This is a genomic window from Micromonospora sp. NPDC048898 (assembly GCF_043198035.1).
Taxonomy (GTDB): domain Bacteria; phylum Actinomycetota; class Actinomycetes; order Mycobacteriales; family Micromonosporaceae; genus Micromonospora.
This window is the reverse complement of the sequence record NZ_JBICUF010000006.1, coordinates 391,799-404,345: the sequence shown is the minus strand read 5'-3', so window position 1 is coordinate 404,345 and position 12,547 is coordinate 391,799. Positions and strand designations below refer to the sequence as shown.

Below are 12,547 nucleotides of genomic sequence, written 5' to 3'. Positions count from 1 at the left end.
GATACAACACCGGTATCCGGACCAATCTCCGCCTTGCCGGATCGCCGCCTGGACTCCGCCTCGGCTCGACCGAGGGCTTTGACACAGGCCCTAGGAGCAGCTCCGGTAGGTGCCACCCCGTGACCGCCGCGCACCCCCGCGGCCGCACGCATGACAGAGAGGTGTGCTGATGTCGACGACGGATCGTCCGCTGCGCAGCGGGCAGTGGTTCGGTGCGGAGGGCCGCAACGGGTTCATCCATCGGTCCTGGATGCGCAACCAGGGTTTCGCGGACGACGTCTTCGACGGTCGCCCGGTGATCGGCATCGCCACCACCTGGTCGGAGCTGACACCCTGCAACGCCCATCTGCGCGATCTGGCCGAGTCGGTGAAGCGCGGCGTGTGGGAGAGCGGCGGCCTGCCGTTGGAGTTTCCCGCCATGAGCCTGGGTGAGCCCCTGATGCGGCCCACGACCATGCTCTACCGCAATCTGCTGGCCATGGAGTTGGAGGAGTCGGTCCGCGCCAACCCCCTCGACGGGGTGGTGCTGCTCTCCGGCTGTGACAAGACCACCCCCGGCCTGCTGATGGGCGCGGCGAGCGTCGACCTGCCCACCCTGATGATCACCGGCGGTCCGATGCTGAACGGCAAGTTCCGGGGCCAGGACATCGGGTCGGGCACCGTCGTCTGGCGCTTCACCGAGGAACAGCGCGCCGGTCGGATGACCGCGGCCGACTGCGCGGAGGCGGAGGTCGGCATGTCCCGCAGCCGGGGGCACTGCATGACCATGGGCACCGCCTCCACGATGGCCTGCGTGACCGAGGCGTTGGGCGTGCAACTGCCGGGAGCGGCCGCCGTGCCGGCTGTCGACTCGCGCCGGTACGCGCTCGCGCAGGCCGCCGGCCGCCGGATCGTCGCCATGGTCGCGCAGGACCAGCGGCTGTCCACGGTGCTGACCCGGGAGGCGTTCGAGAACGCCATCCGGGTCAACGCCGCGATCGGCGGTTCCACGAACGCCGTCGTCCACCTGCTGGCGATCGCCGGCCGCCTCGGCGTCCCGCTGACCCTGGAGGACTTCGACATCCTCACCGCCGACGTGCCCATGCTCGTCAACCTGATGCCGTCCGGGGCGTACCTGATGGAGGACTTCGCCTACGCGGGCGGCGTGCCGGCGGTGATGAACGAGATCGCCTCGCTGCTGCACCTGGAGCACGTCACCGTCAGCGGGAAGAGCGTGGCCGACAACATCAGCGGCGTCCAGTGCTGGAACCGGCAGGTCATCGGCACGATGGCCGAGCCGTTCCAGCCCGCCGGCTCGGGCACCGTGGTGCTGCGCGGGTCACTCGCGCCGGACGGGGCCGTGCTGAAGGTGTCCGCCGCCTCCGCGCACCTTCTCGCGCACACCGGGCCGGCGCTCGTCTTCGACCGGATCGAGGACTACGTCGTCGCCGCCGACGATCCGGCCCTGGAGGTCACCCCCGACACGGTGATCGTGGTCCGAAACGCGGGCCCACGCGGCTATCCCGGCTTCCCGGAGGTGGGCAACGTGCCCATGCCGCGTCGGCTGCTCGCCGCCGGCATCACGGACATGGTGCGGATCTCCGACGCCCGGATGAGCGGCACCGGGTACGGCACCTGCGTCCTGCACGTGGCCCCGGAGGCGGCCGTGGGTGGCCCGCTGGCGCTGGTGCGCACCGGCGACCTGGTCCGGGTCGACGTCGCGACGCGGCGCCTGGACCTCCTGGTCGACGACACGGAGCTGGCGCAGCGCCGTGCCGCCTGGCAACCGGCACCGCCGAGCGCCGACCGGGGCTGGGCAAAGCTGTACAGCGAGCACGTCCTGCAGGCCGACCAGGGCGCCGACCTGGACTTCCTGGTCGGCGGCAGCGGCAGCGCCGTGCCCCGCCACTCACACTGACCGTCGCGAAACGGGAGCCCCGGCGGGTTGCCGGGGCTCCCGTGACGTCGGGCCGCTTTTCAGCGTCGAGCGGTGGTGTTCAGAGGGTGAAGACGAGCGTGGAGATGCTGCGCGCGCCGACGTTGATGGTGGCCTGACCGCCGTTGACGCTCGTCGGCTGGCTTGCCGCGTTGGCGTTCTGCGAGGTCAGGAAGTGCTCGGCCTTGGTGACGTTCTGCGGTGCCTGGATCACGGCGTTGTTGACCGCGCTGTTCGACCGGTTGAGGATCACCAGGGTGATCTTGCCGTCGCCCTGGTAGGCGGTCACCTCCAGCGGTGACGCCTTGGAGCTCTTCGTCAGGCCGACCCGCTGGTAGCCGGGGCGGACGTACTTCGCGTACTGCGAGAAGGCGTACCCGCGCTTGAGCGGAGCGCCCGCGACGGTGCCGAACGCGGCCTCACCGTCACCGATGAACGAGTAGTAGCGCTTGCCGTACCACCAGATGTAGGCGCTCCAGTTGGCCTCCATCGACCGGTGCACGGTGCGCATGATGTCGTCGAGGGTCTCGTTCCAGACCGTCACGTTGGCGGGGTTGCCCCAGATGTTGGAACCGCCACCGTCGGCCTCGTGCAGGTTCCACTCGGTCATCCACACCGGCTTGTTGTGCTGCGCGGCCAACGGGTACGGCTTGAGCCGGCCGGACTCCTCGGTGCCGTACAGGTGCCCGCCGATGTAGCCGATGTTGTTGCGGGCGGTGGTGTCGTTCAGGGTCGGGTCGGTGAAGTTGTAGTTGAGGTTCACCGCCTCGGCGACCATCAGCTTGGTGTTCTGCACCTTCGTGCCCTGGTCGCGGACGAAATTGCGCAGCTCGGTGCCGCTCCAGTCCATCGAGTCGTAGTTCGGGTGCCAGTCCGGCTCGTTCTGCACCGAGGTGACGTCGACGTTCACACCCTGGCCACGCATGTACTGCACGTAGCTGTTGAGATGGTTGGCGTAGTCGTCGTAGTAGTCGGTCTTCAGCTTGCCGCCGTTGACCCGGCTGTTGTTCGTCTTCCACGCCGCCGGGGCGGTCCACGGCGAGGCGAGGATCTTCACGTTCGACCCGGACGCCTCCGCCGTCTTCAACGAGTCGACGTGCGTCGCCCACTCACTGGACTCCGGCGACAGGCCGGTCCGCACGATGGACAGCCCCAACTGGTTGGCGCCCATCCCGACGAGCGTCTGCGTGTCCGTCGTCGACCAGGCGCTGCCCCAGATCGACTGCGCGGCCCCGAACCCGTCCACGGTCTGGTACCTGGTGGCGCTGTTCACCGTGATGTCCGCCGGCCCGTTCGGCGGCGGAGTCGTCGGCGGCGGGGTGGTGGGCGGTGGGCTGGTCGGTGGTGGCGTGGTCGGCACGGGGTCACCGGTGCAGACCACCCCGTTGAGCGTGAAGCTTGTCGGAGCGGGGTTGCTGCCGGTCCACGAGCCGTTGAAGCCGAACGAGACTGTGGCGTTGGTGGCGATGGCCCCGTTGTAACTGACGTTCTTTGCGGTGACCGCGGCGCCGCTCTGCGTCAGCGTGGTGTTCCACGCCTGGGTGACGGTCTGCCCGGCGCCGTAGGACCAGCCAAGCGTCCAACTGCTGACCGGATCCCCGAGATTGGTGATGGCGACGTTGGCGCCGAAGCCACCCTGCCACTGCGACGACACGCTGTAATCCACCGAGCAGCCAGCGGCTGCCGCCCCGGCCGGCATCGCCAGGGCGACCCCGGCCGATGCCAACAGGACGGCGCTGGCCGACACCAGCGCCGTGTTTGTCCCTCTTCGTCTTCTCATGCGACCTCTCCTGACATGGTGGTGGCGGTCGACGCGTCCAAGGGCCCGACCGTTCGTCGAGCACATGGGTGGCTCGGCGACTGGGAGCGCTCCCAATCGCCTCGTTGCCAGGAAGTTAATTCGTCTAATGATGTATGTCAATGCCGTAACGTCCCGGCCCGCCGGCCGTCATCGTCCGCAGGCCCCACGCGCCATCGGGCCGCCACGTCGTCGTCCGGTCCAGCGCCACCGCCACCACGGCCACGGCCAGGCACAACGCCACCGACCACCAGGCGGTGAAGCCCAGCAGGTCCGGCCCGAACCGCCGGAGGGCCGGAGCCTCGCCGACGGTCCACGCCAGACGCACGCCCCCGTATGCCGCGGCCCAGCCGAGCACAACGTACGTCTGGCGGTGGCCCGTCCTGCGGGCGACAGGTGTCGCCATGCATCCGATCTTTACGCCGCTTCGGCGCGGACGAACCCCGCTGACAGGGGAAGGATGCTCCCTCGCGGGAGGGATCTGCTCTCCTCGCTCCGGACGCGGCGCGGCGCCGGGTCGGCACCGAGGCTGCGGCCTCCGCACCGACCCGGGTGTCCGGCACGTGCCCGGACGGCACCGCCGCGTCAGGCCGGGGCGGCCGGGCAGCTCGCACCGACCGGCGGGATGACCCTGCTGATCAGGTACCGCTCGACGAGGCTGCGGGTGCACTCGGTGCGGGGGTAGCTGGCGTGGCCCGACCCCTCGTAGGTGAGCAGGCGACCATTCGTGCCGAGTTGGCGCGCCACCCGCTGCGCCCCGTCGTACGGGGTGGCCGGGTCGTAGCGGCCGTTGAGCAGCAGCAGCGGGGTGTTCGTCCGCACCCGCAGCTGATGTTGCGGGTTGTTCGCCGTCCAGCCCAGGCAGATCGCGGTGAAGCGGACGACCACCGGAGAGGCCCGCAGGCGCGGTGCCGCGGCGCGGGCCAGTTCGAGGTACTGGTTCCACTCGGCGAACCCGTCGACCGGCAGCGACCAGTCCTGGCAGAACGCCGGCAGGGCGTACTCGGTCAGGCCCTCGTTGCCGTCGACCGGCACCATCGGGGACGCGAGCGGGTAATCCTCGCCGCGCTCCAACGCGAGAAGCATGGTCGCGAGGTCGGGCCAGGTCGCGTCGAAGAAGTTGACGAATGTCGCGAACCCGAGCTCGAACCAGCTGAGCGTCCGGCCGGTGCCCGTGTCGACAAGCGTGCCGGCGTCGGCGCGGCGCATCAGTCGGTCGTACAGCGCCGGCACGTCGCGTCCGTGCAGTGCGCAGCTGGGGGTCCGCTCGCACCAGCTCACGAACTCGTGGAACAGGGCCTCGTTGCTGGCAGCGCCGCTGCGGACGTACCCCCTGACCCCCTGGCTGTGGTCCATCACGCTGTCCATGGCCAGGGCCCGGACCCGGTCGGGGAACAACTCGGCGTAGGCCTGCCCGACGAGGGTGCCGTAGGACCACTGGTAGAAGCTGAGCTGCCGTTCACCGAGTGCCGCCCGGATGGCGTCCGTGTCCCGCGCGACGCTCACGCTGTCGAGGTGGTCGAACAGTGGGCCACTCTGCGCGCGGCAGTCGTCGCGCAACTGCCGGTTGTAGGCGCGGAGTCGCTCGAACTCCGCCGCGTTGGCGGGCGTCAGGGAGGGGTGCCGGCCCAGCAACGCCGACGAGCAGCGCACCGGCGCACTACGGACCGTGCCCCGGGGATCGAAGCCGACGAGGTCGAAGCGGCGCAGCACGTCCGGCCCGAGCTGGGTCTCGGCGGTCAGCGCCACGTCCACCCCGGACAGACCGGGACCGCCGGGGTTGAAGACCAGCACACCGATGCGGGCGGCCGGGTCGGTGGCGGTGCGCCGGGCCAGGGCCAGCTCGAAGGTCTCCCCACCCGGTCGGGCCCAGTCGACCGGGAGCCGCAGGGTGCCGCACCGCGTACCCGGATCGTCGGGCCGTTCCGGGCACGCCCGCCAGTCGATGCGGCCGTTCCACCCGCCGGTGCCGCTCCCGGCGACCGAGCCGGTGCCGCCGGACGACGCCGGCGTGGGGTCCGCGAACGCCGGTGGGGCGTTGAGCGACAGGGCGACGAGGACCGCGACGACGGCCGGAAGGCGACGAACACGTGGTGGGCGCCGGCGGTCGACCCCGCCGCGACGCCAGAGAGTGGTTCTCTTCGTGGTCAGCATTCGCCCAGCCTGCCGACGCCCGGTCCACGCCGGATCCATGCCGGTCCGCGGGCAGGCTCAGCGCGAGGTCGCCAACCGCTCGGACAGCTCCCCGGCCTGCGGATGACCGACCCGGTCGAAGATCTCCAACGCCTGTCGCCAGAGATCCGTCGACGTGTCGTGGTCGCCCGCCGCCCGATGGGTGTCGCCGAGCCGGACGAGTGTCTCGGCCCGCCCGCACTGGTCCTGAGCGCCGGAGTACAGCGCGAGAGCGCGCCGGTAGCAGGCCGCCGCCGTCGGGTGCGCACCGAGACCCTGATGGGCGAAGCCGAGGCTGTCCCACGTGTGGGCCGAGCCCACCCGGTCCTCGACCTCCTCATGGATTGCCAGTGCCTGCTCGCAGTAGGCGATGGCACGCACGTGCTCGTCCAGCCGGGCGTGACCCCACCCGATCGCGTTCAGCGCGGCGGCCACGCCGCGTCGGTCGTCACTGCCGCTGGACAACGCCAGCGCCTTCTCGGCGTGCGACAGCGCTGCCCGCGGGTTGCCCTCGGTGTCGTACACCCAGGCGAGATGCAGGTGGGTGCTCGCCTGCCCCGGCCGGTCACCGAGCCGGTCGTACCGTGCCATCGCGCTGCGCAGGTGACGGCGGGCCGCATCGTACCGGCGCAGCTGGAGGTGTGCCAGCGCGAGGTCCCGGTGTGCCACCGCCTCGGCCCGCGGCTCGCCCCGGCGTCGGGCGACCGCGACCGCGACCGACTGTACGGCGCTCAGGTCGTGCCACCGCGACATCCGGCTGAGCAGCGGGGTGAGGGCCTGGGCGAGCTGCCCGGCGTGCGCCTCGAAGCGGTGGGTGGCCGCGTCGTCGACGGCGGCCAGCAGCGCCCCCTGCTCGTTGCTGAACCAGGCCAGTGCGGCCCGGTGATCGGCGAACGTCGGTGTCGACCAGTCGGCGGGCAGCGGATCGGCCGGCTGGTGGCCGGCGTCGACAAGCCTCGCCGCGGCGAGCGCCGCCCGCAGGTAGTGGTCGAACACGCGCCTGCGCGCCGCGCCACGGTCGGCCGCGGAGTCGTGCGCCTCCGTCAGCTCCTCCCCGTAGGCCCGGAGCAGGTCGTGACAGCGGAAGCGGTTGGGGGACTGCTCCGCCAGCAGGTTCGCCCGGGTCAGCTCGTCGAGTGCCGGTCGGATCAGGTGCGGCGGTGCCCCGGCGAGGCTGGCCGCCGCCGCCGCGCTGATGTCCGCCGTGGGGTGCAGGCTGATCTGCCGGAACAGCCGGGCCGCGTCCGGGCTGAGCAGACGGTACGACCAGGAGAGGACCGTCCGCAGGTCGGTGGCGGCGTCGTCGGTGGCCAGGGCGGCGAGCCCACCCCTGCTCACGGCCAGATCATCGGCGATGGCCTGGAGCGGGAACGTGGGCCGGGCGGCGGCCCGCGCGGCCACGATGGACAGTGCGAGGGGCAACCGCGCGGTACGGGTGATCAGCTCGTCCACCGCGGCCGGCTGGGTGGCGGCCCGCCGTGCACCCAGTCGCCGGACGAGCAACTGGCGTGCCTCGGGGGTGCTGGGCAGGTCGAGTGCGACGGTGTGGGCGCCTTCGGCGGCGACCAGGCCGGGCAACGTGTGGCGGCTCGTCACGATCACGCCACACCGACTGGACCCGGGAAGCAGCGGTCGCACCTGTTCGGCGTCGCGCGCGTTGTCGAGCAGCACGAGCAGCCGTCGGTCGGCGGTCAGACTCCGGTACAGGGCGAACTGGGCCGCCGGCTCGGCGGGTATCTCCAGGGGCTTGACGCCCAGGGCGGGCAGCAGCGAGCGTACGACGACGGCGGACGGTGCGGCCTCCTGGGTGGCCGTGCCGAAACCGCCCAGGTCGACGTGGAGTTGCCCGTCCGGATAGTGGCGCAGGCTGTCGTGTGCCCAGCGCAACGCCAGCCACGTCTTTCCGACGCCTCCGGTGCCGGTGACGACGACGGTGCCGGCCGGGTCGGTGTCGTCGAGCAGCAGCGTCGTGAGCCGGGCCAGCTCGCGGGTCCGGCCGGTGAACAGCGTCGGCGGGGCCGGCAACTGCCGGGGCACGATCCGGGGCGTGGGTCGTCGCGGCGGTCGCGCCCCGGGTGTCGACACCTCCCGGTCGGCCCGCAGGATGCCGGTGTGCAGCCGTTGCAGCTCGGCACCGGGCTCGACGCCCACCTCCTCGGACAGGACCCGGCGTAACCGCCGGTACGTCGCCAGCGCGTCCGCCCGCCGACCGGCCCGGGCCAGGGCCACCATGAGCTGCCCCCAGGGGCGCTCGCGCAGCGGATCCCCGTCGATCCGCGCCCGGAGGGGCTCGATCAGCTCGTGGTGCCGGCCGGCGCGCAGCTGGAGGTCCGCGACCTCCTCCAGCAGAGTCGACCGCTGCTCCTGGAGTCGGGCCCGGACGGAGAGCAACACCCCCGCGGCGGGCAGGCCCGCGAACGGCTCGCCCCGCCACAGCGCCAACGCCCCCTCGAACGCCCGCAGGGCATCCGGGGCGCGGTCCTGCCGCAACGCCTGATATCCCTGCTGGGCCAGGTCGTCGAAGGCGACGGTGTCCACCGTCTGCCCATCGATGACGAGCCGATAGCCGGTGGCCCCCGCGAGGATGGCGGGGTCGGGTGCCCCCGGGGACCGCAGCGCCCGGCGGAGCGCCCAGACGTAGGTCTTCACGTTGCCGGCTGCCGTCTTCGGTGGGCGGCCCTGCCACAGCTCGTCGACGAGCTGGTCGATGGACCACGCGCTGCCCGGCTGCGACAGCAGGACGGCCAGCAGGCGCACCTGCATCGGCGTGCCGAGGGCCAGCCGTTCCTCCGCGGGAGACCACACCTCGACCGGCCCGAGCAGGTGGTACCGCATCGCCGGCCTCCCCCCGTCACGCTGGCCCATCACCCCACCGTACGGCCTGGCGGCGGTCCACTGTGTTGGCCCACGCCCGTGCGTTGCTGGTCGGCACGGCCGAGGGCAGGATCGCCTATATCGACGGCGATCTGCACGACCCGGCCGCGGTCATCGCCGAGGCCGGCAGGACGCTCGACTTCCAGCAGCCGATCGGCCTCATCCTCAGCGGTGTGCTGGGCCACGTGCCCGACTACGAGGCGGCCCGCTCGATCACGCGGCAGTTGCTGGCGTCGCTGCCCAGCGGCAGCCACCTCTCCCTCGACGACGGCACGAGCCTGATCAGCGCCGAGATGCAGCAGGCGCAGGACGACCACAACGACAGTGGTGCGGTTCCGTACACGCTTCGCTCGCCGGATCAGATCGCCGGGTTCTTCGACGGCCTGGAGTTGGTGGAGCCCGGCGTCGTGCCGTGCCCGCAGTGGCGACCTGACGACGCGGTCGACACGCCTGCCGACATCGACGCCTTCGGCGGGGTGGGCCGCAAGCGGTAGGACGCCCGCACGGTCGCGGAATGAGCCCGTGGGGAAAGTGTGTTGTCCAGAATACGGTCTGAAAAACAGATCGTATTCTGGACACACGACCACGGAGATGGCGAAGAGATGCCTGACTACGGGCACGAAATCCTGTTTGGGACCTTTCTGACGCCCAAGGCGCAGAACCCGGACCAGGTGGTGGCGCTCGCCGAGCTGACCGAAGCGGCGGGGCTGGATCTCACCTCCTTCCAGGACCACCCCTACAACGCCGAGTTCCTCGACACCTGGACCCTGCTGAGCTGGGTCGCGGCCCGCACGCAACGGCTGCGGATCTCGGGAAACGTCCTCAGCCTTCCGCTGCGTCCGCCGGCCGTGCTGGCGAGGGCGGCGGCGAGCCTGGACCGGCTGTCCCACGGCCGCTTCGAGCTGGGCCTCGGCGCCGGCGCGTTCTGGGACGGGATCGAGGGCATGGGCGCCCGCCGGCTGACGCCGGGGCAGGGCGTGGAGGCGCTCCGCGAGGCGATCGACATCCTGCGCGGTGTCTGGGATGTCACCGCGGCCGGGCCGCTGCGGCAGGACGGTAGGTACTACCCGACCCCCGGCACGCAGCGCGGCCCCGAGCCGGCACACGAGATCGACATCTGGCTCGGCGCGTACCAGCCGAAGATGCTGGCGTTGACCGGCCAGAAGGCGAACGGCTGGCTGCCGACACTGGAGTACCTGCGCTCGCCGGACCGGGTGACCGCCAACCGGCTCATCGACGAGGCGGCCGTCGCGGCGGGACGCGACCCTCGGGAGATCCGGCGGTTGCTCAACCTGTTCACCGTCGACGTCTCGTCGCGCAGCCGTGGCTTCCTGCAGGGGCCTGCCGAGCAGTGGGTCGAACAGCTCCTCCCGATGGTCCTCGAGGAGGGGTTCAGCACCTTCCTGATCGGCCGCGACGACCCGCGCCTCATCCAGACTCTCGGTCAGGAGATCGCCCCCGCCCTGCGCGAGGCGGTCGCCAAGGAGCGCGCGGCGGGCGGACCCGACACCGGACGGGTCCGCGGCGTCGCCGCCCTGGCCGAGCGTCACCCGGGCGTCGACTACGACGCGCTACCGGAATCGTTGGCCGCCCGGGCCGTCGAGCCGGGCGACCCGGAGTACGACGGCGTCCGTCACAGCTACAGCTGGCCCGGCTCACCGGCCCTGGTCATCCGACCGCAGGCCGTCGCCGAGGTGATCGACGCCGTGTCGTACGCGCGGACGCAGAACGTGCCGCTGTCCGTGCGCAGCGGTGGGCACGGCATCAGCGGTCGGTCGACGAACGACGGGGGAGTCATCATCGACATGTCGATGATGAACAAGGTCGAGGTGCTCGACCGGGCGACCCGCCGGATCCGGCTGGAGCCGGGCGCCCGCTGGGGGCACGTGGCCCAGACGCTCGCCCCGTACGGCCTGGCGATGAGCTCGGGCGACTACGGTGACGTGGGCGTCGGCGGCCTCGCCACCACCGCCGGCATCGGATACCTGGCGCGCAAACACGGCCTGACCATCGACCACATCGTCGCCGCCGAGATCGTGACCGCGGACGGCCGCCTGCTCCGCGTCGACGACCAGCACCACCCCGACCTGTTCTGGGCCGTACGCGGCGCCGGCGGCAACTTCGGCGTCGTCACCGCCATCGAGATGGAGGCGTACGAGGTCGACAACGTCGTCTACGCCCAACTCGTCGCGGACGCGACCGACACCGCCCACCTGCTGCGCCGCTGGGGCCAACTCGTCGAGGAGGCGCCACGGGACCTGACCAGCTTCCTGTCCCTCTTCCCCGGTCGTCGGGGCGACCCGGCGACGGCCCAGGTCACCCTCGTCTTCGCCGGGGACGACGTCGAGGCGGCGCGGTCGGCCCTGAGCCCGTTCCTGGAGATCGGACCGATCCTCGACCAGCAGGCGCAGCTCGTGCCCTATCCCGCGATCGTCGCGCCGCCCGGCAACCGGCACCGGGGTCAGGGGCTCAACGACACCCGCAGCGGGCTGCTGCACCACATCACACCCGAGGTGGCGGACCACATGGCGACCATGATGGACTCCGGCGATGTGATGATCATGCAGGTCCGATCGGTCGGCGCGGCGGTCAACGACGTCGCCGGCGACGCGACCGCCTACCCGCACCGGACGCAGAACTTCTCCGTGATCGCCGCCACCGTGCCGGACCGCAGGCCCCACCTCGACAAGCTGTGGACCGAGCTGTATCCGCACCTCGACGGCCTGTACCTCAGCTTCGAGACCGACACCGATCCGGACCGCCTGCTGGACGCCTGGCCCGAGCCCACCCTCGGCCGGCTGCGCGCTATCAAGGCCACCTACGACCCGGACAACGTCTTCAACCGAAACTTCCCGATCCCGCCGGCAGGCGTCACCGGGGACGAGCCGGTCGCCGACTCCTGACGGGCCGGGCGGCGTGCGTGCGGTCAGTGGCCGGCGGCGCGAGCGGCGACCTTGGTAAGGATCTTGTTCCAGAGAGCTTCCGGAATCGGCTCGTCGATGCTGGCCATCACCACCTGGACCTCGATGAGCGGCCCCCGGATGAACGCGGTGCGGTCGTACTGGACCAGGTCCTGGCCGGCGATCGTGCCGACGAGCTTGTTGTCCACGACACCGACGACGTTGGGTGCGCTTCGGGTCGGCGCGAGGGTGACCTTGGTGGACATGGAGTCCACGGTCCAGTCGAGCTGCTCGTAGATCAGCCGTGTGATGCGCTCCATGCAGGGCTGCAGCCTCGGGTTGGTCAACATGCCGTAATCGACGTCGAGATCAGCTTCTGATCGGTAGCTCGCCGCCACGGACTGGACGGACGCCGGCCCGCCAGAGTAAGGCTGTGACTCCACGCCGGCGACCATATTCGGGGTGGTGTCGCGTACTCCCATACACTCCGCCATTGCGAAGTTGGCATCCGGGTTGTTCAGCGTGTTGAACGACTCCGTGGCGACCCAGTCAGAAGGCACGTCCGTCGCTCGTACAATGATCTTTTGCAACTGTTGCTCGGTGGCTGGAGTCCGCTTCGCCTGTTGCGTGGTGGCTGACGTGCGCGGCGTTGTCGGCCGCCGGGTCGGCGTGGTTGACCGCCCAGGAGTGGTGGCCCGCGGTGCGGGCGTCACCGTGGGAGGAGGCGGGACCGGTGTTGTCGGTGCGGCGGCTGGTGAGGTGGCCGGATCGCTGGCCGAGGCAGCCGGGTCGGCACCGCGCGCAGGCCGCTCGTCACGTCCGCAACCGGCCAGCAGGACCACTCCGAGCCCGGCTACGCAGAGCCGGGTGAGACACCGCGAGAACATG

The 12,547-nt window shown here is 71.3% G+C and carries 8 protein-coding genes; 3 read left to right on the top strand and 5 right to left on the bottom strand.

Annotated features, from left to right (window positions below; all coding sequences use genetic code 11):
- Positions 1-169: 169 nt before the first annotated feature.
- Positions 170-1,897, top strand: coding sequence for an IlvD/Edd family dehydratase (locus ACGFIQ_RS19670; RefSeq protein ID WP_393245425.1), 1,728 nt, complete (start codon positions 170-172; stop codon positions 1,895-1,897).
- Positions 1,898-1,976: 79 nt separating this feature from the next.
- Here the strand turns inward: ACGFIQ_RS19670 and ACGFIQ_RS19665 are convergent, their stop codons facing one another.
- The 4 genes from ACGFIQ_RS19665 to ACGFIQ_RS19650 all read right to left on the bottom strand — a co-directional run bounded on the left by ACGFIQ_RS19665 (position 1,977) and on the right by ACGFIQ_RS19650 (position 8,720).
- Complete coding sequence (locus ACGFIQ_RS19665; RefSeq protein ID WP_393245423.1) at positions 1,977-3,695, bottom strand: cellulose binding domain-containing protein; 1,719 nt, start codon at positions 3,693-3,695, stop codon at positions 1,977-1,979.
- Positions 3,696-3,819: 124 nt separating this feature from the next.
- Positions 3,820-4,119 (bottom strand): hypothetical protein, encoded by a 300-nt coding sequence (locus tag ACGFIQ_RS19660; RefSeq protein WP_393245421.1) that lies wholly within the window; start codon positions 4,117-4,119, stop codon positions 3,820-3,822.
- Between the two features lie 179 nt (positions 4,120-4,298).
- Complete coding sequence (locus ACGFIQ_RS19655) at positions 4,299-5,867, bottom strand: alpha/beta hydrolase (protein WP_393245419.1); 1,569 nt, start codon at positions 5,865-5,867, stop codon at positions 4,299-4,301.
- Between the two features lie 57 nt (positions 5,868-5,924).
- Entirely contained in the window at positions 5,925-8,720 is a 2,796-nt protein-coding gene (locus tag ACGFIQ_RS19650) for a BTAD domain-containing putative transcriptional regulator (protein WP_393245417.1), read from the bottom strand.
- A 65-nt stretch (positions 8,721-8,785) separates the two neighbouring features.
- Between ACGFIQ_RS19650 and ACGFIQ_RS19645 the strand changes: the two genes are divergently transcribed.
- Positions 8,786-9,253, top strand: a complete 468-nt coding sequence (locus ACGFIQ_RS19645; RefSeq protein ID WP_393245415.1) for an SAM-dependent methyltransferase — start codon at positions 8,786-8,788, stop codon at positions 9,251-9,253.
- Positions 9,254-9,361: 108 nt separating this feature from the next.
- Positions 9,362-11,662, top strand: coding sequence for an LLM class flavin-dependent oxidoreductase (locus ACGFIQ_RS19640; RefSeq protein WP_393245413.1), 2,301 nt, complete (start codon positions 9,362-9,364; stop codon positions 11,660-11,662).
- Positions 11,663-11,685: 23 nt separating this feature from the next.
- Here the strand turns inward: ACGFIQ_RS19640 and ACGFIQ_RS19635 are convergent, their stop codons facing one another.
- Positions 11,686-12,501, bottom strand: coding sequence for a hypothetical protein (locus ACGFIQ_RS19635; RefSeq protein WP_393245411.1), 816 nt, complete (start codon positions 12,499-12,501; stop codon positions 11,686-11,688).
- Between the last annotated feature and the right edge of the window lie 46 nt (positions 12,502-12,547).

Excerpts from the sequence above, each read along its gene's own strand:
- ACGFIQ_RS19670 (WP_393245425.1), top strand. The coding sequence starts at position 170 with ATGTCGACGACGGATCGTCCGCTGCGCAGCGGGCAGTGGTTCGGTGCG.
- ACGFIQ_RS19660 (WP_393245421.1), bottom strand. The coding sequence starts at position 4,119 with ATGGCGACACCTGTCGCCCGCAGGACGGGCCACCGCCAGACGTACGTT.
- ACGFIQ_RS19650 (WP_393245417.1), bottom strand. The coding sequence starts at position 8,720 with ATGCGGTACCACCTGCTCGGGCCGGTCGAGGTGTGGTCTCCCGCGGAG.
- ACGFIQ_RS19655 (WP_393245419.1), bottom strand. The coding sequence starts at position 5,867 with ATGCTGACCACGAAGAGAACCACTCTCTGGCGTCGCGGCGGGGTCGAC.
- ACGFIQ_RS19665 (WP_393245423.1), bottom strand. The coding sequence starts at position 3,695 with ATGAGAAGACGAAGAGGGACAAACACGGCGCTGGTGTCGGCCAGCGCC.
- ACGFIQ_RS19640 (WP_393245413.1), top strand. The coding sequence starts at position 9,362 with ATGCCTGACTACGGGCACGAAATCCTGTTTGGGACCTTTCTGACGCCC.